Consider the following 22,050-nt stretch of genomic DNA (forward strand, 5'->3'; position numbering starts at 1 on the left):
TCACCGTCGCCGCTGGCAGCGCGGGCAGAAGTGCGACGAGCGGTTCATGAACGACACGCGCACGATGGGACGACCGCAGCGATGGCATGGTGCGCCCGTGCGACCGTATGCGTGCAGCGAGTGCGCGAAGTACCCGGCCTCACCGTTGACGTTGACGTACTGGGCGTCGAAGCTCGTGCCGCCTTCTGCGAGCGCCTTGTCGAGAACCCGGCGAACCGCGGTGAGCAGATTGCCGACCGCCCGCGACGAGAGCGCGGAGGCCGGCGATTCGGGGTGGATGCGGGCGTCCCACAGGGCTTCGTCGGCATAGATGTTCCCGATGCCGCTCACGACGGTCTGATCCAGCAGCACGCGCTTGATGGCTGAGTTCTTGCGCGCGAGGATCCGCGCGAACCCGACGTCGTCGAACGCGGGATCGAGCGGATCGCGCGCGATGTGCGCGACCTGCGTCGGCACGAGCGGGTCGGGCGTGCCGAATCCGCCGGACGCGCCATCGGGCGTCGCGACGAGGTCGTCGAGCGCGAGCGAGCCGAACGTGCGCTGATCGGCGAACACCACCGCGAGATCGCCATGGGCGGGGTGCGTGATGTCGAACCGCACGCGCTCATGACGCTCCACCGGTGCGCCGGCGGCACGAAGCAGCAGCTGGCCGCTCATTCCCAGATGTCCGACGAGGGCCTCGGACGACGCCTCGAGCGGGAGCCACAGGAACTTGCCTCGGCGAGCGGCGCCGCGGATCGTAAGCCCTGTCAGCGCGCTCTCGAAGTGCGCGCCGTCGCCCGGGTGCCGCGTGAGTGCTCGTTCGTCGAGCACCGTCACGGCGGCGATGGTCGCGCCGGAGACAGCGGGCTCGAGACCGGCGCGGACGACCTCGACCTCTGGCAGCTCAGGCACGTCCGCTGAGCTCGCGCCATGCCGTCAGCGCCGCCGCCATCTCGGCCTGCTTCTTGCTCGATCCGCCGCCGACGCGGGAGACGCCCGCGACGTGCACGGTGGCCGTGAACCGGCGGTCGTGGTCGGGACCGGTCGAACCGACCTCGTAGGTCGGCGGCGCCGAGTCCAGGCGCGCAGCGAGCTCCTGCAACGCCGTCTTGGGGTCCATCGCGGCCCCGTACCGTTCCGGGTCGTCGAGCAGCGGGCCGACGAGCCGCAGCACGAGTTCGGTCGCGGCATCCGGTCCCGCCGAGAGGTAGGCCGCCCCGATGATCGCCTCGGTCGTGTCGGCGAGGATCGAGTCCTTGTCGCGCCCGCCCGTGAGCGTCTCGCCCCGGCCGAGCTTGATGTGCTCGCCGAGACCGATCGTCCGCGCGATCTCGGCGAGGGCGACCGTCGAGACGACGGCGGCGCGTCGCTTGGCCAGCGCACCCTCTTCGAGTTCGGGATGCCGCGTGAACAGGCGTACCGTGACGGCTTGGCCGAGCACCGAATCACCGAGGAATTCGAGCCGTTCGTTGTGCGGACCCTGACCGTGCTCGTACGCCCAGGAGCGATGCGTGAGCGCGAGCGACAGAAGCTCGGGGTCGATGTCGACCCCGAGCTTGTCGGTGAGACGGGCAGAACCCGGCGTGACGGTGGTCACGGCGTCAGCCGCGATCAGACGTCGGCGACCTTGCGGCCCTTGTATTCCAGGAACAGCTCGGTGCCCTGCGAGTCGGTGACGACCTTCGCCTGGTGCGGCCGGCTGTAGACGACCTTGCCGTTCTCGATCGTCTTGACCAGCGTGGGGGCCTCGGCCTTCCACTGCGCGCGACGCGAACGGGTGTTGGAGCGGGAGACCTTCCGCTTCGGGGGGTTACCTGCCATGACTAGCTCTCTTCTGTGTTCTCGGCACCGGCACGCGGGGCGTCGGTGTCGGGGTCTGTGGTGAAGTCCTGGAGCGCGGCCCAGCGTGGATCGAGGGATTCGCGCTGCTCTGCGTCGGTGTTTTCGGCCATCCGCTCGCCCGTGGCCGGATCGAGGCCGGGGCAATCCGGCTGACACACCGGCTGAAACGGAAGCGACAGGACGATCGCATCCCTGACCGGAGTTTCAAGATCCACGTGGTCGTCTTGAACCTCGAAGTCAGATGTTTCCTCCCCAGGGTACGCGAAAAGATCCTGAAACTCGACTTCGACAGGCTCGACGATGTCGGTGAGGCACCGTCCGCACACGCCGCGGTACTCCGTGTCGATCGTCGCCGAGACGAGGATGCCCTCGTGCACCGATTCCAGTCGGACGTCGATCGTGAGGGGTTCGCCCGCTTCGACCGCGACGAGCCCCTCGCCCCACTTCTCGGGAGCGGTGAGATCGAGTACGTGCTCGCGCATCTCGCCGGCTCGGCGGACGATGTCTCGTACCGGGATGGCGAATGCGCCGGGTCTGTGCCTACTCACGGTCGTCGATCCTACCCGCGATGCGCGGCTCAGAGGCCGCGCGCGCCGGTGTCGAGGAACCGCGCGACGGGACCGGGCACATACGGCGAGACGTCGCCGCCGAGCGCGGCGACCTGGCGCACGAGCGAGCTCGAGACGAGGGCGTGCGATGGATCGGGCAGCAGGAACACCGTCTCGACATGGGCGAGATGCCGGTTCACGATCGCCATGGGCGTCTCATAGGCGACATCGACCTGCGAGCGGATGCCCTTGACGAGCACGCCGGCGTCGACATCGGTCGCGTAGTCGACGAGAAGACCCATGCTCCACGACGCGACGACGACCTCGGAGGCGATGCCCGCTTCGCTGATCGACTGTTCGAGCAGGGCGAGGCGCTGTGCGATGGGCAGCATCGCCTCTTTGTCGGGGTTGTGCACGACGAGCACGTGCAGCTGGTCATACAGGGATGCAGCCCGGCGGATGACGTCGAGATGCCCGAGAGTCGGGGGGTCGAACGAGCCGGGGACGACGGCGATCCTGGGATTCACCCCTCCAGCGTATCGTCGTGGGCGACCGGCTCGGCTCATGTGCGCGCGAGGGCCGCGCGCTCTTCGCGCCCCACCCGCCGTTCGATGGCCGCCTCGAGGCCTGGATGCCGCAGCAGTGCCGGGTCTTCTGCGAACACCCGTTCGGCGGCGATGCGGGCCTCGGCGATGAGGTCTGCGTCTTTCACGACGCGCAGCAGCCGCAGCGACGAACGGGCTCCGGACTGCGCGTCGCCGAGCACGTCGCCCTCCCCGCGCAGCTCGAGGTCGACCTCGGCGAGTTCGAAGCCGTCGAGTGTCGCCGCGACGGCTTCGACGCGGCGACGTGCGGGGCTTCCCGCTGCCGCCTCGGTGACGAGCAGGCAGAGCCCGGGAACACCGCCGCGCCCGACCCGGCCGCGCAGCTGGTGCAGCTGCGAGACCCCGAACCGGTCGGCCTCGAGGATCGCCATCGTCGAGGCGTTCGGCACGTCGACACCGACCTCGACGACGGTCGTTGCGACGAGCACGTCGACCTCTCCGCGCGCGAACGCCTGCATGACGGCATCCTTCGTCTCGGACGGCATCTTGCCGTGCAGGATCTCGACGCGGATGTCCGTGAAGGCCGGATGCCGCGACAGCAGGTCGCCGACCTGCACCACCCCCCAGCGCGTGCGCGGCGAATCACCCTCGACCGGCTCGACGACCACGTCTGCCTTCTCTTCCTTCGTGAGCGCTTCGGCGTCGATCGCCGCGCAGACGACGAACGCCTGGCGACCGAGCGCGACCTCTTCGGCGATGCGGTCCCACACGCGACCGAACCACGCAGGGCGATCGGCGAGCGGCGCCACGAACGATTCGATGCCCGCACGGCCGGCGGGCATCGTGCGGATCGTCGAGACGTCGAGATCGCCGAACACGGTCATCGCGACCGTGCGCGGGATCGGCGTCGCCGTCAGCACGAGCGCGTGCGGCGACGATCCCTTCGCGCGGAGCGCCTCGCGCTGCTCGACACCGAAGCGATGCTGCTCGTCGACGACGACGAGACCGAGGTCGGCGAATGTCGTCGACTCGCTCAGGAGCGCGTGCGTGCCCACGACGATGCGGGCCTGTCCCGACGCCGTGCGCAGCGCCGCCTTGCGCCGCTCGGCGGCCGGCAGCTGGCCCGTCAGGAGCGTCGGCATGAGCTCGGGGGCGAGCTCGGGACCCAGCATCCGTGCGATCGAGCGCACATGCTGCGCCGCGAGAACCTCGGTCGGTGCGATGAGCGCCGACTGCCCGCCGCTCTCGGCGACCTGCAGCATCGCCCGCAGCGCCACGAGCGTCTTGCCCGACCCGACCTCGCCCTGCACGAGCCGGTTCATGGGCCAGTCGCCGCGCAGGTCGCCCTCGATCTGGTCGCCGACCGTGATCTGGTCGGGGGTGCGCGCGAACGGCAGCGCAGCGTCGAAACGCTCGAGCAGCCCACCGGCCTCACGCCGCGTCGCCGACAGGGCGCGTACGAAGTTGCGCTGCTGCAGCAGGGCCGCCTGGAGCACGAAGGCCTCGTGCATGCGCAGCGTCTGCCGTGCGGCCGCATACTGCGTCTCGTCGGCGGGGCGATGGATCCACTCGATCGCCTCACGCGCCGTGACCAGGCCGTGGCGGATGCGCAGCTCGTCGGGCAGAGGGTCGGGCACGTCGCCGAGGCCGTCGAGCACGAGCTCGACGATCTTGGTGAACTGCCAGCTCGCGAGCGTGCTCGTCGCGGGGTAGATGGGGATGGGGATCGTCGCGTAGGCCTGCGCGTTCTGGCGGGCGGCCTCTTCGTCGTCGAAGAGCTCGTAGTCGGGGTGCGTCAGCTGCGTCACGCGGCGGTACTCCCCCACCTTTCCGGCGAAGATCCCGCGGCGGCCGGGCTTCAGGTCTTTCGCGCGCCACGCCTGATTGAAGAACGTCAGGCTCAGCTGCCCCTGACCGTCGCTGATCAGCACCTCGAGCAGCGTGCCCTTGCGGTTCTGCATGCGGCGCTCGTTGACCCGCACGACCTCGGCGACGATCGTGACGGGTTCGCCCAGCGGCAGCGAGGCGATCGGCGTGAGCTCGCCACGACGCGCGTACCGGCGGGGGTAGTGCGACAGCAGGTCGCCCACCGTTCGCATCTCGAACGCCTTCGCGAGCGCTGTCGCCGTCTTGCCGCCCACGACGCCGTCGAGGCGGGACTCGAGCGTCAGGGCGGGCATGCACCGAGTCTATGCAGGGCGTCGGACGTCGCCTCGTAGGCTGTGCGTGTGACCAGGATCATCGCGGGCCGTGCCGGATCGTTCGCCCTGACCGTGCCGGATGCCGGAACCCGGCCGACGAGCGATCGGGTGCGCGAATCCCTCTTCAGCGCCCTCGAGTCGGCAGGTGAGGTGGAGGGCGCCCGCGTGCTCGACCTCTATGCGGGGTCGGGCGCCCTCGGCCTCGAAGCGCTCAGCCGAGAGGCGGCCTCGGTCGACCTCGTCGAGAAGAACCCGCGTGCGGCGACCGTTGTGCAGAAGAACGCGGACCGCGTCGCCGCTGTGGACGGCGTGCAGGGCACCGTGCGCGTGCACCGCACGGCGGCCGCCGGCTACCTGCGCTCCGCGCGCGGGCCGTTCGACCTCGTCTTGATCGATCCGCCCTATGACCTGCCCGTCGACGAGCTCTCGCTCGTGCTCGACCTGCTCGTGCCGCTGCTCGCCCCCGGCGCCACCGTCATCGTCGAACGCGCGACCCGCTCGGGCCCGCCGGACCTGCCGACCGGGCTGGAGGCCGTGCGGGACAAGCGCTACGGCGACACGACGCTGTGGTGGTCGGGCACGTCAGCCGACGTGTGAGTCCCAGTCCCGGTACGGGTCCCAGCCCCCGCGGCCGGCATACGGCCGTCCGCCGACGAGCACGGGTGAGTCGCCTGCCGCAGTGACGCGGCCGATCGCCCGGAACCCCTCGGGAAGAGCGATGTCACCGGGGAACGTCGCGAGCAGCGCATGGTCTTCGCCGCCGCTCAGCTGCGCCTGATCGAGGGCGCCGTCCAGGTCGATCGTGATGCCGGAGGCCTCCGCGATGCGCGCCGCATCGAGCACGAGGCCGTCCGACACGTCCATCAGCGCCGTCGCACCGGCATCCGCGGCCACGGCGCCGAGGGGCACGGGCGGTGACGGACGCAGCTGCGCCGCGAGGTCGCGCGATTCGTCGGGCGTCAGCGTCGTCGCGTCGACGGGGGCCGGCCGACCCGCGGCATCCCGGAATCGGGAGAACAGCAGGTGCAGACCGCGGCCCGCGAGTCCCAGATCGCCCGCGACGGCGACCGTGTCGCCGGCACGCGCCCCCGACCGCAGCACGGGGGCACGGCCGTCGAGCGAGCCGAGGGCCGTGACGGCGACCGTCAGCGTGTCCGACACGGTCAGATCGCCGCCCTCGACGGCACAGCCGGGCGCGAGCGCGTCGCAGGCGGCTCGCAGCCCCTCGGCGAGCCCGTCGACGAACGACGAGCGTGTGTCATCGGGCATCGCGAGGGCGACCAGCAGCGCCGTCGGGCGCGCGCCCATCGCCGCGATGTCCGAGAGGTTGACGGCGGCGGACTTCCACCCGAGGTCGAATGCACTCGACCAGGCGAGGCGGAAGTCGGGTCCGTGCACGAGGGTGTCGACGCTCGCGACGACCCGCCCGTCGGGCATCGCCAGCACGGCGGCATCGTCGCCGGGCCCGACGAGCGCGTCCGAGGCGCCCAGGCGATCCAGGATGCGGCGCAGGATGGCCCCCTCGCTCAGGTCACCGATGCGGGGGTCGTTCGCTGCTGTCGTCACCCTCCCACGCTAACGCCGACCGGCGCCGGGGCGTCTCAGGGCCGGTTAGCCTGGAGGGGTGCGTGCATCCCGCGTCCTGTCCTCCCTCGTCGCCGCGACGGCTCTCGCCGCTGTCCTTGCGGGGTGCTCGACGACCGTCGCCCTGCAGCCCGCGCCCGATGCCAACGATCCGCTCTGCGCCGAGATCACGGTGCGCCTGCCGGGCTCCGTCGACGGCGAGCAGCGGCGCTGGACCGACGCGCAGGCGACCGGAGCGTGGGGCTCGGACGACACGTCGATCATCCTCGCCTGCGGTGTCACCCCGCCCGGTCCGACCGAAGCCCGCTGCATCACGCTGGGCGGCATCGACTGGGTGGTCGACGAGTCGCAGGCGCCGCGCTATCTCGTGACGACCTACGGCCGCACCCCCGCGATCGAAGTCTTCGTCGACAACGAGGTCGTCTCTTCCAACGCCGTGCTCGATCGACTCGGCCCCATCATCTCGGCGGCGATCCCGGCCGAGCGCGCGTGCATCAACACCAGTGACGCGCTCGAGGGCGCCGAGGACTAAGCGACCGGAGCGAGCGCCGCGTCGATGAGCTCTCCGACGAGCTCGGGGTAGGTCATGCCCGACGCGATCCAGCAGCGCGGGAACATCGAGATCGGCGTGAAGCCGGGCATCGTGTTGACCTCGTTGACGAAGAACTCGGTGCCGGTGAAGAAGAAGTCGACGCGGGAGAGCCCTTCGCCGCCGAGGGCTTCGAACGCCTGCGCGGCGATGCGCTGCATCTCGGCCTGCTCGCCCGGGTGCATGTCGGCGGGACACACGAGCTCCACGCCCGGCGCGCCCAGGTACTTCGCCTCGAAGTCGTAGAAGTCCCGGCCCGTCACGACGATCTCGCCCGGCATGCTGACCCGCGGCTCGGCGCCGTCGCGCCCCGGCAGCACGCCGCACTCGATCTCGCGACCGGACACGGCCTGCTCGACGAGCACGGTGCGGTCTTCGGCGAACGCGACCTCGAGCGCAGCGTCGAGCTCATCCCAGTCGGAGACCTTCGACACGCCCACGCTCGAACCCGCCCGGGCGGGCTTGACGAACACCGGCAGACCGAGCGAGCGGATGCGGCGTTCCCACAGGTCGCGCGCACGGGCGAGGTCGGCGCGGGTCACCGAGACCCAGGGCACGACCGGCACCCCGGCGGCCTTCAGGGCGGACTTCGTCGCGTGCTTGTCCATGCCGATCGCCGACATCAGCACACCGGCGCCGACGTAGGGCAACCCGAGCAGGTCGAGCATGCCCTGCACCGTGCCGTCCTCGCCGAACCGGCCGTGCAAAATCGGGAAGACGACGTCGACCTCTCCGAGCGACCGCGTGCCGCCCGCTTCGGTGACCCTCAGCTCGCGGGTGAGCGTCGAGTCGGGCCAGAGGATGCGCGTGCCGTTGTCGACGACCTCGGGCAGGTGCTCGGTATCGAGGGCGAACTTGTCGGGATCGTCGTCTTCGAGGACGAACGCGCCGTCACGCGTGATGCCGATCGGGATGACGCGGAAGCGATCACGATCGATCGCCCGCAGAACGCCCCCCGCCGTCGCGGAACTGATCGAATGCTCGCTGGAGCGTCCGCCAAAGAGCACCGCCACCGCCGGCCTGTCCATTCTGCGTCCTCTCCCCTTGGGGTGTGTCGTCGTCGGTCGTCAGGTGCGGCGCGATGTCGCGCGGGTTCATGGTGCCGTCGAGCACGCGCTTGACCTGCTCGACGATGGGCATCTCGACGCCCACCTCACGGGCCAGCTGCAGGATCGGAGCGACCGACGCGAGCCCTTCGGCCGTCTGGTTCATCTGCTTGACGACATCGTCGAAGCGGTAGCCCTGCCCGAGCAGTCGCCCCGCCGTGTTGTTGCGACTGAGGGGTGACTGGCACGTCGCGATGAGGTCGCCGAGGCCCGCGAGACCCTGGAGGGTGTCGGCCTGCGCACCGTAGGCGACGGCGAAGTCCGTCATCTCGACGAGTCCCCGCGTGATGATGGCCGCCTTCGTGTTCTCGCCGTACCCGACGCCGTCGACGATGCCGATCGCGACGGCGATCAGGTTCTTGAGCACGCCCCCGAACTCGGTGCCGATGACGTCGGTGTTCACGAAAGTGCGGAAGTAGGGGTTGCGTGCGCAGCGGGCGACGGCTTCGGCGGTCTCCTGGCTCGTCGACGAGATGACCGCCGCCGTCGGCTGCTCGCGCGCGATCTCGAGCGCGAGGTTGGGACCGGAGGCGACCGCGATGCGGTCGGCGTCGATGTGCAGCTCCTGCTCGATGACCTGGCTCATGCGCAGGCCCGAACGTCGTTCGACGCCCTTCATGAGCGAGACGATGGGCGCGTCGGACTTCGCCACGAGCGGTCGAACGGCCTTGAGGTTCTGTCGCAGCGCCTGGCTGGGGATGGAGAGGTAGACCTGATCGGCGCCGTCGAGCGCGTCGGACAGATGGTGGGTCGCCGACATCGAGCGGGGCAGGTTGACGCCGGGTAGGTACTCGCTGTTGCGCTTGCCCTCCTGGATCTCGTTGGCCAGCTCGGGGCGGCGCGCCCACATCGTCACGTGCGCTCCCCCGTCGGCGAGGATCTTGCCGAAGGTCGTTCCCCAACTGCCGGCGCCGATGACGGCGACGCGGGGACGTCCTGCACCGTGTCTACGACTCAAGTCGGCCCGTCTCCTTCTGACCGTGATCGGCCGGGTTCCATCGCGTCGCGGGAGCGGGCTCGCCGCGCAGCTCGCCCAGGAGCCCGGCGATCTCACCCATCAGCACGTCCGTGGCCTGCACGAGAGCGGACTGCTGGTGCTCGCGTCCGCGGAACGCGGTCAGGTCGACGGGGTCGCCGATGATGACCTGCACCCGGCGACGCGGCGGCCACAGTCGCAGCTTGCCGTAGCGCGGCATGATCTGCTGCACCCCCCACTGGGCCATGGGAATCAGCGGGATGCCGCCCTCGAGCGCGAGCCGCACCGCACCGGTCTTGCCCCGCATGGGCCACATGTCGGGCTCGCGCGTGAGGGAGCCCTCGGGGTACACGACGACTCCGCGCCCGTGCTCGACGAGCTGTTCGGACGCGGCGAGGGTCTGGCGTGCCGTCGAGGCGGATGCCTGCCGGGCGACGGGGATCATTCCGGTGCCGCGCAGCGCCGCGCCGAGCACGGGAACGCGGAACAGGCTCTCCTTCGCCATGAACCGCGGCGCGCGACCGATCTTCCACACGGCGACCGCGACGGCGACGGGGTCGAACTCCGAATAGTGGTTGGGTGCGAGCACGTACGCTCCCTCGCGGGGAAGCTTCTCGGGATTGCGGATCTCGACCTTCATCAGCACGCCCGCGAGCGGCACGACGATGCTCGCGAGTGCCCAGAACAGGCTGGGACGTCTCTTCTCGGCCGACGCGCGGAGTCGTTGAAGCGCCACCGGCTTATCCCACGACATCGAAGTCGGCGCCGAGCGCGTCGAGCTTCGCGAAGAACTTCTCGTACCCCCGGCGGATGATGCCGACGTTGCGCACGGTCGACTCGCCTTCGGCGGCAAGTGCGGCGATGACATAGCTGTACCCGCCGCGCAGGTCGGGCACCTCGACATCGGCACCGCGCAGAGCCGAGGGCCCCTCGATGACGGCGGCCTGTTCCAGCGCCCGCCGCGGCACGCGGCGCTCGGGGCTGTCGATGCCGTGCGGGTGCACGACGATGTCGGCGCCCATCTGGTTGAGTGCGTGCGTGAAGCCGAGCCGGTTCTCGTATACCGTCTCGTGCACGGTCGAGGTGCCGTGCGCCTGGGTCAGGGCGACGATGAGGGGCTGCTGCCAGTCGGTCATGAACCCGGGATGCACGTCGGTTTCGACCATGACGGGCTTGAGGTCGCCGCCGCGGCGGAACCGGATGCCGTCCTCGCGGATGTCGAACCAGCCGCCGGCCTTGCGGAAGACGTTGAGGAACGTCAGCATCTCCTGCTGCTTGGCCCCGCCGACGAAGATGTCGCCGTCGGTCGCGAGGGCGGCACACGCCCAGGATGCCGCCTCGTTGCGGTCGAAGATCGCCCGGTGGTCGTAGCCGTCGAGGCGATCCACACCCTCGATGAAGATGACGCGGTTGGGCTCGTACGAGATGATCGCGCCCATCTTCTGCAGCACGGCGATCAGGTCCATGATCTCGGGCTCGATCGCTGCGTTGCGCAGCTCGGTCGTGCCCTTCGCGCGCACGGCCGTCAGCAGCACCTGCTCGGTTGCGCCGACGCTCGGGTAGGGCAGCACGATGTTCGCGCCGTGCAAGCCGTCGGGGGCGGTGATGCGGATGCCCTCGTAGCTCTTGTCCACGACGGCGCCGAACGCGCGCAGGGCGTCCATGTGGAAGTTGATGGGACGGTCGCCGATGCGGCATCCGCCCAGATCGGGGATGAGCGCTTCACCCAACAGGTGCAGCAGCGGTCCGCAGAACAGGATCGGGATGCGGGAGGCCCCGGCGTGCGCGTCGATCTCTTCGAAGTGCGCGGCGACGGCGCCCGAGGGATCGAGGTGGATCGTGCCCTCTTCGTCGCCGTCTTCGACGCGCACACCGTGCACCTCGAGGAGCGAGCGGACGACCTGGACATCGCTGATGTCCGGAACGCCGCGCAGTGTGCTCGTCGTCTCACCGAGGAGTGCTGCGACCATCGCCTTCGTGACGAGGTTCTTCGCGCCCTTCACTTCGACCCGTCCCGAGAGTGGTCGCCCGCCGCGGATCGCGAGGATCTCTCCGGATGCTTCCTTGTTGCCCGCCGGGGCGGAGTCGTTGAGAAGGATCTTCATCCAGTGGACCTCACTTGTGTGTGACGAGGAACGGCAATGTCGTGCGGGTCTGCGCCCTTGTGGGGCGCGTCGCCTGGCTTACGGGATAGGGAGCGTCCGCGGTCGCCATGCCTCGCGGCGAGCCTCGAACTGCGCGATCTTGTCTTCGTTGCGCAGCGTGAGCCCGATGTCGTCGAGCCCTTCGAGAAGCCGCCACCTAGTGTAATCATCGATGTCGAAAGCGACGGTCGAATCACCCACCGTCGCCGTGCGGGCGACGAGATCGACCGTCATCTCGATGCCGGGCTGTGCGTCGAGCGCCGCCCAGATCGTCTCGAGGTCGTCTTCCGAGACGACACCGGTGACGAGTCCCTGCTTGCCGGCGTTGCCGCGGAAGATGTCGGCGAAGCGCGTCGATAGGACGACGGCGAACCCGAAGTCGCGCAGCGCCCAGACGGCGTGCTCGCGACTGGAGCCGGTGCCGAAGTCCTGGCCCGCGACGAGGATCGACGCACCCCGGTAGACGGGCTGGTTCAGGATGAACTCGGGATCCTGCCGCCAGCTCGCGAACAGGGCGTCCTCGAAGCCGGTCTTGGTGACGCGCTTGAGGTACACGGCGGGGATGATCTGGTCGGTGTCGACCGCGGAGCGCTTGAAGGGCACCGCGATGCCGGTGTGGCTGCTGAACTTCTCCACGTCAGAGCTCCGTTCCGATGAGGGCGGGCACGTCGAGGTCGGCAGGGCTCGACAGCGTGCCGCGCACGGCGGTCGCCGCCGCGACGAGCGGCGAGACGAGGTGCGTCCGGCCTCCCTTGCCCTGACGGCCTTCGAAGTTGCGGTTGCTCGTCGATGCGCAGCGTTCGCCGGGCGCGAGCTGATCCGGGTTCATCCCGAGGCACATCGAGCAGCCGGCGAACCGCCACTCGGCCCCGAACTCGGTGAAGATCCTGTCCAGGCCCTCGGCTTCGGCTTCCAGGCGCACGCGCGCCGAGCCGGGCACGACCATGACCCGCACGCCGTCGGCCTTCTTGCGACCCTGCACGATCGACGCGAACTGCCGCAGGTCTTCGATGCGGCTGTTCGTGCACGACCCCATGAACACGGCGTCGACGGGGACCTCCTTGAGGGGCGTGCCCGCCACGAGGTCCATGTACTCCAGGGCACGCTCGGCGGCGGCACGCTCGTTGGCGTCGGCGAAGTCCTCGGGCGAGGGGATCACGTCGCTCAACGACACCCCCTGCCCGGGGTTCGTTCCCCAGGTCACGAAGGGCTCGAGCTCGTTCGCGTCGAGGAAGACCTCGGCGTCGTACACGGCGCCCTCGTCCGAGGGCAGAGTGCGCCAGTACGCGACCGCATCCTCCCAGTCCTGACCCTGGGGCGCGTGGGGCTTGTCCTTCACATAGGCGAAGGTCGTCTCGTCGGGCGCCACCATGCCGGCGCGCGCGCCGGCTTCGATCGACATGTTGCACATCGTCATGCGCCCCTCCATCGAGAGGGCGCGGACGGCGCTGCCGCGGAACTCCAGGACGTATCCCTGACCGCCGTTGGTGCCGATCTTGGCGATGATGGCGAGGATGATGTCCTTCGCGGTGACGCCGGGCTTGAGCTCGCCCTCGACCGTGATCGCCATCGTCTTGAAGGGTTTGAGCGGCAGGGTCTGGGTGGCGAGCACGTGCTCGACCTCGCTCGTGCCGATACCGAAGGCCATCGCGCCGAACGCACCGTGGGTCGAGGTGTGCGAATCACCGCAGACCACCGTGACGCCGGGCATCGTCAATCCGAGCTGCGGGCCGACGACGTGCACGATCCCCTGCTCGGCGTCGCCGAGGGAGTGCAGGCGCATGCCGAACTCCTCGGCGTTGCGGCGCAGCGTCTCGATCTGGGTGCGGCTGGTCAGGTCGACGATCGGCTTGTCGATGTCGAGCGTCGGGGTGTTGTGGTCCTCGGTCGCGATCGTCAGGTCGAGGCGGCGGACGGGCCGGCCCTCGGCGCGCAGGCCGTCGAAGGCCTGCGGGCTCGTGACTTCGTGCACGAGGTGCAGGTCGATGTAGATGAGGTCCGGCTCGCCGTTCTCGCCCTTGACGACGAGGTGATCGTCCCAGACCTTCTCGGCGAGAGTGCGCGGGCGTTCGGACATGCCCGGAACAGTGGTGCTCATGCTGGTCGTGCTCCTTGAGATGGGGATCAAGCCCGTGACGAACTCCGCGACGAGGGAGGCCTGGAGACTAGGACTCGTCGCGGCCGCTAAGGAGAAGTCGGGCGATCCGCATCGGTGAAGCTTACCACCGGGGGCGTCAGCGGTCGTCGCCGCGGCTCTCGGGCTCGGGCTGTTCGACCGTGGGAGGTGTGCCCTTCTCCTCGGCGACGGCCGCGGCCGCGGCATCCGGAGTCTCCGCGTGACGATCGCGCGCAGACGCCACGAGGCTCGCGATCGTCGCGACCGCCATGGCCGCGATGATGACACCCAGCGACACCCATGTCGAGATCTCGGGAGCCCACTCGATGTGCTCGCCGCCGTTGATGAAGGGCAGCTCGTTGACGTGCATGGCGTGCAGGATGAGCTTGACGCCGATGAAGGCGAGGATGAACGCGATGCCGTAGTGCAGGTACCGCAGACGATCGAGCAGGTCGCCGAGCAGGAAGTAGAGCTGTCGCAGCCCCATCAAGGCGAAGATGTTCGCCGTGAACACGATGAAGGCGCTCTGGGTGATGCCGAAGATCGCGGGGATCGAGTCGACGGCGAACAGCAGGTCCGTCACGCCGATCGCCGCGAAGACGATGATCATGGGCGTCCACATCTTCTTGCCGTCGACGACGGTGCGCACCTTGTCGCCGTCGTATTCGTCGGAGATGTCGATCGTGCGGCGCAGAATGCGCACGATGAAGTTCTCGCGCTTGGCCTCGTCGTCGTGGTCGCCGCCAGGGAAGGCCTGCCGCCATGCCGTCCAGATCAGGAACGCGCCGAAGACGTAGAAGATCGGGCTGAAGTTCTCGATGACGGCGGCGCCGACGAGGATGAACAGCCCGCGCAGGATGAGCGCGATGATGATGCCCACCATGAGCACCTTCTGCTGGTAGCGGCGAGGCACCGAGAACTGCGTCATGATCAGGACGAAGACGAAGAGGTTGTCGATCGAGAGGCTGTATTCGGTCAGCCATCCCGCGATGAACTGCCCCGCGTACTCGCCACCGGCGAAGATCCACATCAACAGCGCGAAGATGAGCGCGAGGGTGACGTAGAAGACGACCCACAGGCTCGACTCCTTCGTCGAGGGGATGTGCGGGCGCTTGATGATCAGCAGCAGATCACCGATGAGGATGAGCGTCAGAACGACGAGCGAGCCGATTTCGAACCAGAGCGGAAGGACGAGGTCCATGCGGGCCTTTCGAGGGAGGGTGCGGCGAAGAACCGAAAGTCTCTCCCCGCGAGCTGATGCTCGCGACGCACACCCGGGGCCACTCTCATCGGGGCCCGTGATGACGGGTGCGCGTTGGCGGGATACTCCCTCTCGCGGGAACAACCCTACCGCCACGCACGGCAACCTGAGACGAACCGCGCGCGGGCGACACTGACATGCTGAGAGATGACGGATGCTTCACGCGCTCGACGGCGCGCGGACCGAAGGACGGGCATGACGATCGACCCCGCACGCAGTGATGCGACGCTCGTGGCGCAGGCCGCGGGCGGGAGCGAGCGTGCCTTCCGCACGCTGTACCGGACGTACGTTCGCCCCGTGTACTGGCTCGCGCACGGGCTGCTGGGCAACGCGGCCGACGCGGAGGACGTGGCACAGGAGACCTTCCTCGTCGCGTGGCGGAAGCTGCCCGGCATGGAGCTCGCGAGCGATTCGCTGCTGCCCTGGCTCGCGACGATCTGCCGGTTCCAGTCGGCCAACCGGATGCGGATGCAGCGCCGGGATCGCGAACGCACGTCGACCGCGGTCGAGGACACCTTGCCGTCCACCGTCGACGTCGAGCAGCAGGTGATCGACACCGAGCTCGCGGAGCGGATCCTGCGCGAAGTGGAAGGCCTCAGTCCGCTCGATCAGGACATCTTCCGGCTTTGCGCCGCCGAAGGCTACGCGTACCAGGCGGCGGCCGATGAGCTCGGTGTCGCACACGGCGTCGTCCGCAATCGTCTCTCCCGCATCCGGACGCGCCTCCGGACCGTCGTCAAGGAGAGCACATGAACACGTCACCCATCGACGCCGCCCTGCCGGAGCTCAGCGAGGCACGCATCGACGACATCGAGAACGCCGTCTTCGCCGACATCGCGCGCGAGCGCAGCGCCGAGCAGGCGCGCCGCGCGCGTCGTGGGCGCTGGGGCATCGCCGGTGGAGCGGCCGCCGCCGTCGTCGCGATCGCGGCGCTGATCTCACCCGCCGTCGGGGGCATGATCACCGTCACCGGCCAGTCGGGCGCCGACTCCGCCGTGCCGCTTGTCGCACCGGCATCCGATGGCGGAGCATGGGCCGAGAGCGAGTCGAGCGTCTCGCGCGAAGAGCTTGCCGGTGTCGAACTGACGCCCGAGATGGATGCGGGAGGTCACCTCGACGATGCCCGCGATGTCATCACGACGGCGTCTGCGTCGATCGTGGTCTCCGACGTCGCCGAGGCAGCGCGCTCCGTCTCCGACGCCGCCGTCGACCGCGGCGGCTACGTCGAGTCGATGAATGTCGGGACGACGGGCCGGGCGATGACCGTAGACCCCGCGACGGGCTTCGTTCACGAGCCCTATCCCCCCGTCCCGGTCGACGGCGCCTGGGTCACCGTGCGGGTACCCGCCGGCGAGCTGACAGCGCTCGTCGATGAGCTGGCGGAATTCGGCGACGTGACGGCGTCGTCCGTGCAGCGTCAGGATGTCACGGAACAGTCCGTCGACCTGTCCGCACGCATCGATGCGGCTCGGGCCTCCGTCACCCGGCTCACCGAACTGATGGCGCAGGCGGGCGACCTGTCCGACCTCATCGCCGCCGAGTCGGCTCTCGCCGAGCGCCAGTCCGAGCTGGAGTCCCTCGAGCAGCAGCTCGAGCTGCTCACGGACCAGGTGGCGCTGTCGACGCTCACGGTCTCGCTGTCGCCGGTTACCCCCGTCGTCGAGGCCGATCCTGCGGGATTCGGCGACGGCCTCGCCGCCGGCTGGAACGGACTCGTCGCGACGCTCAACGGCATCGTCATCGCGCTGGGGTTCCTCCTCCCCTGGCTCGCCGTGGTCGGCGTCGCGGGCGCGGTCGCGTGGGTGGTCGTGCGGTCCGTGCGACGGCGCAAAGCCGCGCGAACAGGCTGACCGCCGCCGCACGTGCCGCCGAGTTCGGAGATCCGCGCCGAGTTCGGAGATCGCCGCCGAGTTCGGAGATCGCCGCCGAGTTCGGAGATCCGCGCCGAGTTCGGAGATCCGCACCGAGTTCGGAGATCCGCGCCGAGTTCGGAGCCTCGACCTGGACAGGTCCGAGCTTCGCGTGAAACTCCGAGATTCGCGTGAAACTCCGAGCTTCGCGTGTAACTCCGAGCCTCGCCGGCCGCCCCGCCTGCGGTTCTCACTCTGCCGGAGCGTTAACAAGAGAAGGCCCGTCCTTACGGACGAGCCTTTTCTTGTTGGTGACCCCAGCGGGATTCGAACCCGCGTTACCGCCGTGAGAGGGCGGCGTACTAGGCCGCTATACGATGGGGCCGTTCGCGACAACCGTTCAATTGTGCCATGCCGCGGGCGCTGTTCCAAATCGGGGCGGGAGTGGCCTCGGGCCTTGCCGCGCGAGGCCCCGGCCGCTTGACTCGAGGCATGCGAGTGACCAAATTCGAGCACGCCGCGCTGCGGATCGACAAGGCCGACGGCACCCTCCTCATCGACCCGGGATCGTTCACGCTCCCCCTCGATGACCTGTCGAAAGTCGTGGCCGTCGTGCTGACGCACGAGCACCCCGACCACTGGACGAGCGAACACCTCGACCGGGTGCGCGCCGTCCACCCTGACGTGCCGATCTACGGCCCCGAGGGCGTCGCCAAGGCCGCGCCCGCATACGGGATCATCGTGGTCGAGCCCGGCGACACGGTCTCGGTGGCCCCTTTCGAGCTGCGGTTCTTCGGCGGCACGCACGCCGTCATCCACGACTCGATCCCGGTCATCGACAACGTGGGCGTGCTCGTCGACGACGCGTTCTACTACCCCGGCGACTCGTACGCCGTGCCGAAGGGCGTCGACGTCGAACTGCTGGCCGCTCCGCTCGGCGCTCCGTGGCTCAAGATCGGCGAAGCGATGGACTTCGTGGTCGCCGTCGCGCCGCGGCGCGCGTTCGGAACGCACGACATGACGCTGTCGGTCGCCGGCCGCGACATGCACCGCGCGCGTCTCGCGTGGGCGACCGAGCAGAACGGGGGAACCTTCCTCACGCTCGATCCGGGCGAGTCCACGGAGATCTGAGGCACTCGCCTAACGACAACGACGGATGCCGCGGCGGCTTCGACCCGCGGCATCCGTCGTTCGCTGTCGTAGAGACTACTCCGCGTCGAGATCGGTTTCGAGGAGGGCGACGAGTTCGTCCAGCGCCTGCTCGGCACCGTCACCCTCGGCCTTCAGCGTCACGACCGTCCCCTGCGATGCGCCCAGTCCCATGAGCGAGAGGATGCTGCCGGCGTTGAGATCCTTGCCGCCTTCGACCGCGATCGTGACGGGGATCTTCTTCTCCTGGACCGCCTGCACGAAGAGCTTCGCGGGACGCGCATGCAACCCGGAGCTGCTCGCGATGGTCGCCTGACGTTCTGCCATGGTCTCCCTCTCGTCGGAACTCATGCGGCCACAGCCGCGGCAGCCGAAGTCTCGGCCTGTTCGAGGCTCGTGCGGCCGACCCACTTCTTGAGCGCGACCACGACGAGCGCACTCACGACGGTACCGGCAACCAGCGCGACCAGGAATCCCCAGATGGGGCTGATCGCGAAGAGCACCCACACCCCGCCGTGCGGAGCCAGCGACTGCACGCCGAACGCCATCGTGAGGGCGCCCGTGACGGCGCCGCCCACCATCGAGGCGGGGATGACGCGCAGCGGGTCGGCGGCGGCGAACGGGATCGCACCCTCGCTGATGAACGACGCGCCCAGCAGCCAGGCGGCGACGCCGTTCTCGCGCTCGACCGGGGTGAAGGACGACCGCGCGAGGACCGTCGAGGCGAGCGCCATCGCCAGCGGCGGCACCATTCCCGCTGTCATGACCGCGGCCATGATGAGGTACGGCGTGGGGTTGTCGGGCGAGCCCGCTCCCAGCCCCGCGACGGCGAAGGCGTAGGCCACCTTGTTGACCGGGCCGCCGAGGTCGAAGCACATCATGAGCCCCAGGATGACCCCGACGATGATGATGCCCGCACCGCCGGCGAGGTTGGTGAGCCCGTCGTTCATGAGCTCCATGAGCGCCGCGATCGGACGCCCCAGCAACAGGATCATCAGACCGGATGCCACGATCGAAGCCAGCAGCGGAATGATGACCACCGGCATGAGACCGCGCAGCCAGCGGGGCGCATCGAGGCGTCCCAGCCACCACGCGACGACACCGGCGAGGAGTCCGCCGATGATGCCGCCGATGAAGCCGGCGCTCATGAGCACCGCGACGGCGCCCGCGACGAAGCCGGGCGCGATGCCGGGGCGGTCGGCGATCGCGAAGGCGATGTAGCCGGCGAGAGCCGACACGAGGAAGCCCATCGAGACGTTGCCGATCATGAACGCGACCGAGCCGAGGTACTGCCCGAGCGGGCCGAACGGTGAGGTGATGTCGTCGGTCGGGAGGTTCCACAGCGCGTTCTCGGTGATGACCGTCGCGGCGTTCGCCGTCACCTCGAATCCGCCGATCGCGAAGCCGAGCGCGATCAGCAGGCCGCCGCCCGCGACGAACGGGATCATGTAGCTGACGCCCGTGAGCAGAATGCGCTGGATCTTCGCGCCCCACGACAGGTTCGCCGTCGAGGTGCTCGAGGTCGCGGTGCTGCCGGCCGCGACGCGCGCCGCCGACGGGTCCTTCGCCGCCGCGACGGCCTCCGTGATCATCGCCGCGGGCTGCTCGATCCCCCGCTTCACTCCGGAGCGGACGACGGGCTTGCCCGCGAAGCGGCCGATCTCGCGGACGTCGACGTCGTTGGCGAAGATGACGGCGTCCGCGTCGTCGATGAGCTGCTGGTCGAGCGCCTTGTAGCCGCTCGACCCCTGGGGCTCGACGACGAGGTCGACCCCCGCTTTCTTGCCGGCGGCGGTGAGCGCGTCGGCGGCCATGAACGTGTGGGCGATGCCGGTCGCACACGAAGTGACGGCGACGATGCGGGCGGGGCGTCCCTCGATCTGGAGCTCGTCGTCGGCAGAGACCGCCGCCGCGGGTGCGTCGGGGGCGGCGGCCGCGGGCGCGGCATCCGCTTCGCCGATCGCGACGCGCACGATCTCGACGACGTCGTCGTTCGTCTTGGCCGCGCGCAGACCCGCCGTGAACTCGTCCTGCATGAGGCTGCGCGCGAGCTTCGAGAGCACTGCGAGGTGCGCCTCCGCCGCACCCTCGGGCGCGGCGATGAGGAAGACGAGATCCGCTGCACCGTCGGGCGCTCCGAAGTCGACTCCGGGATCCAGCCGGGCGAAGGCGAGGGACGGCGTGGTGACGGCGGCGCTCTTGGCGTGCGGGATCGCGATGCCGCCCGGCAGACCCGTCTCGTCCTTCTCTTCGCGTGCCCACGCGTCGGCGAACAGCGCCTCGGCGTCGGTCGCCCTGCCTTCGGCGGCGACGCGCGCCGCGAGGGAGCGGATGACGGCGGCCTTGTCTGGCCCCAGCTCGACATCGAGACTGACCAGTGCGGGGGTGATGGTGTCGGACACAGTGACCTCCAGGATGGGTTCTGCTTACGGGATGCGCGTGGTGGGGATGTCGTCGTCGCCGAGGTCGGCGGGCGTCGGCACTTGGGTCCCCGGCAGGGATGCCGCGGCGGAGCCGTAGCGGATGGCGCCGGCGAGGGCGTCGGATGCGTCCGCCCCGGCGCTCTCGGCGAGCAGGAAGCCGGCCAGTGAGCTGTCGCCGGCGCCGACGGTGCTCTGCACGCGGATCCGCGGTGCCGCCGCCGCCCACGCGCCATCGGCGTCGATGTAGGCCGCGCCGGCCGAGCCGAGGGTGACGAGGGCCGATCGCACACGGGCGGGGACGATCGTCCGCGCGACGTCGACGACGGTCGCCGCGAGGTCACCGTCGGGCAACGCGACCGACGCCAGCTCGGCGAGCTCTTCGTCGTTGGGTTTGATGAGATCCGGATGCCCCGACGCGACGACGGCGTGCAGAGCAGGCCCGGAGGTGTCGACCGCGATGCGCGGGGACCCGTCGCCGTGCGCGCTGCGCACGGCGCGGATCACGTCGACGTAGAAGTCGTCGCCGACACCCGGCGGCAAGGACCCCGCGAGCACGAGCCACCGCGCCCCCGCGGTGGCTTCGACCGTCGCGTCGACGATCGCCCGGGCATCCGCGTCGGCGAGGGCGGCACCGACGAGGTTGAGCTTGGTCGTCTGCCCGGAAGGATCCGTGATCGCGATGTTGGCGCGCGCGGCGCCGTCGATCGGCACGGTCCGCGCCGGCACACCGGACGCCCTCAGGGCCGAGCCGAAGGGATCGCCGTCGGCGAGGGGCAGCACGGCGAGCGTCTCGGCACCGGCTGCCGCGACGACTCGCGCCACGTTGATGCCTTTGCCCCCGGCATCCTCTCTCTGCCGAAGCGCCTGCTGGACCTCGCCCGGCCGCAGCGGTGCCGGGAGCACGATCGTGCGGTCGAGCGACGGATTGACCGTCAAGGTCACGATCATGTGAGCCACACCTCCACGTCGGCCTCCGCAAGAGCTGCGGCGAGCGGCTCTTCGGGGGCGGCATCGGTCACGAGCACGTCGATCTCGGACAGATCCGCGAACGAGACGAGCAGTTCGCGGTCGAGCTTCTCGGCATCGGTCACGACGACGACACGGCGCGCGGCGCGGACGATCGCCGACTTGACGGCGGCCTCTTCGGGATCCGGCGTGCTGAACCCGAACCCCGCGGACACGCCGTTGGTGCCGACGAAGGCGACATCCGGGCGCAGACTCTCGATCGCACGGACGGTCCCCGAGCCGACGGCGGCGGCCGTGAGCCCTCGCAGCCGCCCGCCGATGAGGGTGAGCGCGACGTTCGGGACGCTCGCGATCGTGTGGGCGATCGGAAGCGCGTGCGTGACGACGTCGATCGGCGCGCCGGGCAGGCGCGTAGCGAGCTCTGCAGCCACAGCGGCGGTCGTCGATCCGGCATCGAAGAAGATCGACCCGCGGAACCCCGGCGCGACGGCGTCCAGCGCGCGACTCGCGATCGCCGCCTTCGCGGACGCGTGCCGTCTGCGACGGTCGGCCAGCGACGGCTCGACGGTGCTGGCGCCGTCGACGGGCACGGCGCCGCCGTGCACGCGACGGAGCGCACCGGCTTCTTCGAGCAGCCCCAGGTCACGGCGCACCGTCTCGGTCGTGACCTCGAATCGACGGGCGAGGTCCACGACCCGGACACGCCCCTCTTGCGCGATGAGCCGCTCGATGAGCGCATGACGTTCGGTCGCGTACATGTGGGTCTCC

23 protein-coding genes and 1 tRNA gene are annotated in these 22,050 nt (G+C 69.8%); 5 read left to right on the forward strand and 19 right to left on the reverse strand.

The window, feature by feature from the left end:
- From mutM to ACWICD_RS03530, 6 genes are all read right to left on the reverse strand, one after another.
- The gene (gene mutM, locus ACWICD_RS03505) at positions 1-894 is read right to left on the reverse strand and encodes a bifunctional DNA-formamidopyrimidine glycosylase/DNA-(apurinic or apyrimidinic site) lyase (RefSeq protein WP_376130642.1); all 894 of its coding nucleotides are present in this window, start codon (positions 892-894) and stop codon (positions 1-3) included.
- A complete protein-coding gene (gene rnc, locus ACWICD_RS03510) occupies positions 887-1,579 on the reverse strand; it encodes a ribonuclease III (protein WP_376130639.1) in 693 nt (230 codons plus the stop codon). Before rnc ends, mutM begins: the two co-directional genes overlap by 8 nt.
- 14 nt (positions 1,580-1,593) lie before the next feature.
- The gene (rpmF, locus tag ACWICD_RS03515) at positions 1,594-1,803 is read right to left on the reverse strand and encodes a 50S ribosomal protein L32 (protein WP_019179169.1); all 210 of its coding nucleotides are present in this window, start codon (positions 1,801-1,803) and stop codon (positions 1,594-1,596) included.
- Positions 1,804-1,805: 2 nt separating this feature from the next.
- Positions 1,806-2,306, reverse strand: a complete 501-nt coding sequence (locus ACWICD_RS03520) for a YceD family protein (RefSeq protein ID WP_376130651.1) — start codon at positions 2,304-2,306, stop codon at positions 1,806-1,808.
- Between the two features lie 95 nt (positions 2,307-2,401).
- Positions 2,402-2,899, reverse strand: a complete 498-nt coding sequence (coaD, locus tag ACWICD_RS03525; protein ID WP_376130634.1) for a pantetheine-phosphate adenylyltransferase — start codon at positions 2,897-2,899, stop codon at positions 2,402-2,404.
- A gap of 35 nt (positions 2,900-2,934) precedes the next feature.
- Positions 2,935-5,097 carry an ATP-dependent DNA helicase RecG gene (locus ACWICD_RS03530; protein WP_376130631.1) on the reverse strand — a complete coding sequence of 721 codons (2,163 nt, stop codon included), beginning with the start codon at positions 5,095-5,097 and terminating at the stop codon, positions 2,935-2,937.
- Between the two features lie 48 nt (positions 5,098-5,145).
- On the opposite strand from ACWICD_RS03530, the gene rsmD reads away from it, so the two are divergent.
- Positions 5,146-5,715, forward strand: coding sequence for a 16S rRNA (guanine(966)-N(2))-methyltransferase RsmD (rsmD, locus tag ACWICD_RS03535; protein WP_376130628.1), 570 nt, complete (start codon positions 5,146-5,148; stop codon positions 5,713-5,715).
- Here the strand turns inward: rsmD and thiL are convergent.
- A complete protein-coding gene (thiL, locus tag ACWICD_RS03540) occupies positions 5,701-6,684 on the reverse strand; it encodes a thiamine-phosphate kinase (protein ID WP_454139276.1) in 984 nt (327 codons plus the stop codon). The genes rsmD and thiL overlap by 15 nt on opposite strands.
- Before the next feature lie 58 nt (positions 6,685-6,742).
- Between thiL and ACWICD_RS03545 the strand changes: the two genes are divergently transcribed.
- On the forward strand, positions 6,743-7,234 hold the full coding sequence (locus ACWICD_RS03545) for a DUF3515 family protein (RefSeq protein ID WP_376130622.1): 492 nt from the start codon (positions 6,743-6,745) through the stop codon (positions 7,232-7,234).
- On the opposite strand, the gene ACWICD_RS03550 is transcribed toward ACWICD_RS03545, so the two are convergent.
- From ACWICD_RS03550 to ACWICD_RS03580, 7 genes are all read right to left on the reverse strand, one after another.
- Entirely contained in the window at positions 7,231-8,319 is a 1,089-nt protein-coding gene (locus tag ACWICD_RS03550) for a D-alanine--D-alanine ligase family protein (protein ID WP_454139277.1), read from the reverse strand. The genes ACWICD_RS03545 and ACWICD_RS03550 overlap by 4 nt on opposite strands.
- A complete protein-coding gene (locus ACWICD_RS03555) occupies positions 8,219-9,355 on the reverse strand; it encodes an NAD(P)H-dependent glycerol-3-phosphate dehydrogenase (RefSeq protein WP_376130616.1) in 1,137 nt (378 codons plus the stop codon). Before ACWICD_RS03555 ends, ACWICD_RS03550 begins: the two co-directional genes overlap by 101 nt.
- Positions 9,345-10,127: a lysophospholipid acyltransferase family protein gene (locus ACWICD_RS03560; RefSeq protein WP_454139278.1), complete on the reverse strand. Its 783-nt coding sequence runs from the start codon at positions 10,125-10,127 to the stop codon at positions 9,345-9,347. Before ACWICD_RS03560 ends, ACWICD_RS03555 begins: the two co-directional genes overlap by 11 nt.
- Positions 10,114-11,478, reverse strand: a complete 1,365-nt coding sequence (murA, locus tag ACWICD_RS03565; protein WP_376130610.1) for a UDP-N-acetylglucosamine 1-carboxyvinyltransferase — start codon at positions 11,476-11,478, stop codon at positions 10,114-10,116. Before murA ends, ACWICD_RS03560 begins: the two co-directional genes overlap by 14 nt.
- A 78-nt stretch (positions 11,479-11,556) precedes the next feature.
- A complete protein-coding gene (leuD, locus tag ACWICD_RS03570; RefSeq protein WP_454139279.1) occupies positions 11,557-12,153 on the reverse strand; it encodes a 3-isopropylmalate dehydratase small subunit in 597 nt (198 codons plus the stop codon).
- Between the two features lies 1 nt (position 12,154).
- The gene (gene leuC, locus ACWICD_RS03575) at positions 12,155-13,615 is read right to left on the reverse strand and encodes a 3-isopropylmalate dehydratase large subunit (protein WP_376130604.1); all 1,461 of its coding nucleotides are present in this window, start codon (positions 13,613-13,615) and stop codon (positions 12,155-12,157) included.
- 136 nt (positions 13,616-13,751) lie between these two features.
- Positions 13,752-14,834, reverse strand: a complete 1,083-nt coding sequence (locus ACWICD_RS03580) for a TerC family protein (protein WP_376130601.1) — start codon at positions 14,832-14,834, stop codon at positions 13,752-13,754.
- Between the two features lie 255 nt (positions 14,835-15,089).
- On the opposite strand from ACWICD_RS03580, the gene ACWICD_RS03585 reads away from it, so the two are divergent.
- Both ACWICD_RS03585 and ACWICD_RS03590 read left to right on the forward strand, forming a co-directional pair.
- Complete coding sequence (locus ACWICD_RS03585; protein WP_454139280.1) at positions 15,090-15,647, forward strand: RNA polymerase sigma factor; 558 nt, start codon at positions 15,090-15,092, stop codon at positions 15,645-15,647.
- Complete coding sequence (locus tag ACWICD_RS03590; protein ID WP_454139281.1) at positions 15,644-16,744, forward strand: DUF4349 domain-containing protein; 1,101 nt, start codon at positions 15,644-15,646, stop codon at positions 16,742-16,744. Before ACWICD_RS03585 ends, ACWICD_RS03590 begins: the two co-directional genes overlap by 4 nt.
- Positions 16,745-17,053: 309 nt before the next feature.
- On the opposite strand, the gene ACWICD_RS03595 is transcribed toward ACWICD_RS03590, so the two are convergent.
- Positions 17,054-17,129: transfer RNA gene (locus ACWICD_RS03595), tRNA-Glu, on the reverse strand.
- A gap of 107 nt (positions 17,130-17,236) precedes the next feature.
- On the opposite strand from ACWICD_RS03595, the gene ACWICD_RS03600 reads away from it, so the two are divergent.
- Positions 17,237-17,875 carry an MBL fold metallo-hydrolase gene (locus tag ACWICD_RS03600; RefSeq protein ID WP_454139282.1) on the forward strand — a complete coding sequence of 213 codons (639 nt, stop codon included), beginning with the start codon at positions 17,237-17,239 and terminating at the stop codon, positions 17,873-17,875.
- 75 nt (positions 17,876-17,950) lie between these two features.
- On the opposite strand, the gene ACWICD_RS03605 is transcribed toward ACWICD_RS03600, so the two are convergent.
- Genes ACWICD_RS03605 through ACWICD_RS03620 form a run of 4 tightly spaced genes read right to left on the reverse strand, consistent with a single transcriptional unit; the run spans position 17,951 to position 22,040 of the window.
- A complete protein-coding gene (locus tag ACWICD_RS03605) occupies positions 17,951-18,220 on the reverse strand; it encodes an HPr family phosphocarrier protein (protein ID WP_376130590.1) in 270 nt (89 codons plus the stop codon).
- Positions 18,221-18,240: 20 nt separating this feature from the next.
- The gene (locus tag ACWICD_RS03610; RefSeq protein WP_454139283.1) at positions 18,241-20,295 is read right to left on the reverse strand and encodes a PTS fructose transporter subunit IIABC; all 2,055 of its coding nucleotides are present in this window, start codon (positions 20,293-20,295) and stop codon (positions 18,241-18,243) included.
- A 24-nt stretch (positions 20,296-20,319) separates the two neighbouring features.
- Positions 20,320-21,264 carry a hexose kinase gene (locus ACWICD_RS03615; RefSeq protein ID WP_454139284.1) on the reverse strand — a complete coding sequence of 315 codons (945 nt, stop codon included), beginning with the start codon at positions 21,262-21,264 and terminating at the stop codon, positions 20,320-20,322.
- Positions 21,261-22,040, reverse strand: coding sequence for a DeoR/GlpR family DNA-binding transcription regulator (locus tag ACWICD_RS03620; protein ID WP_454139285.1), 780 nt, complete (start codon positions 22,038-22,040; stop codon positions 21,261-21,263). The genes ACWICD_RS03615 and ACWICD_RS03620 overlap by 4 nt, the downstream gene beginning before the upstream one ends.
- Positions 22,041-22,050 lie beyond the last annotated feature (10 nt).

It is taken from the genome of Microbacterium sp. NPDC055357 (assembly GCF_053644835.1).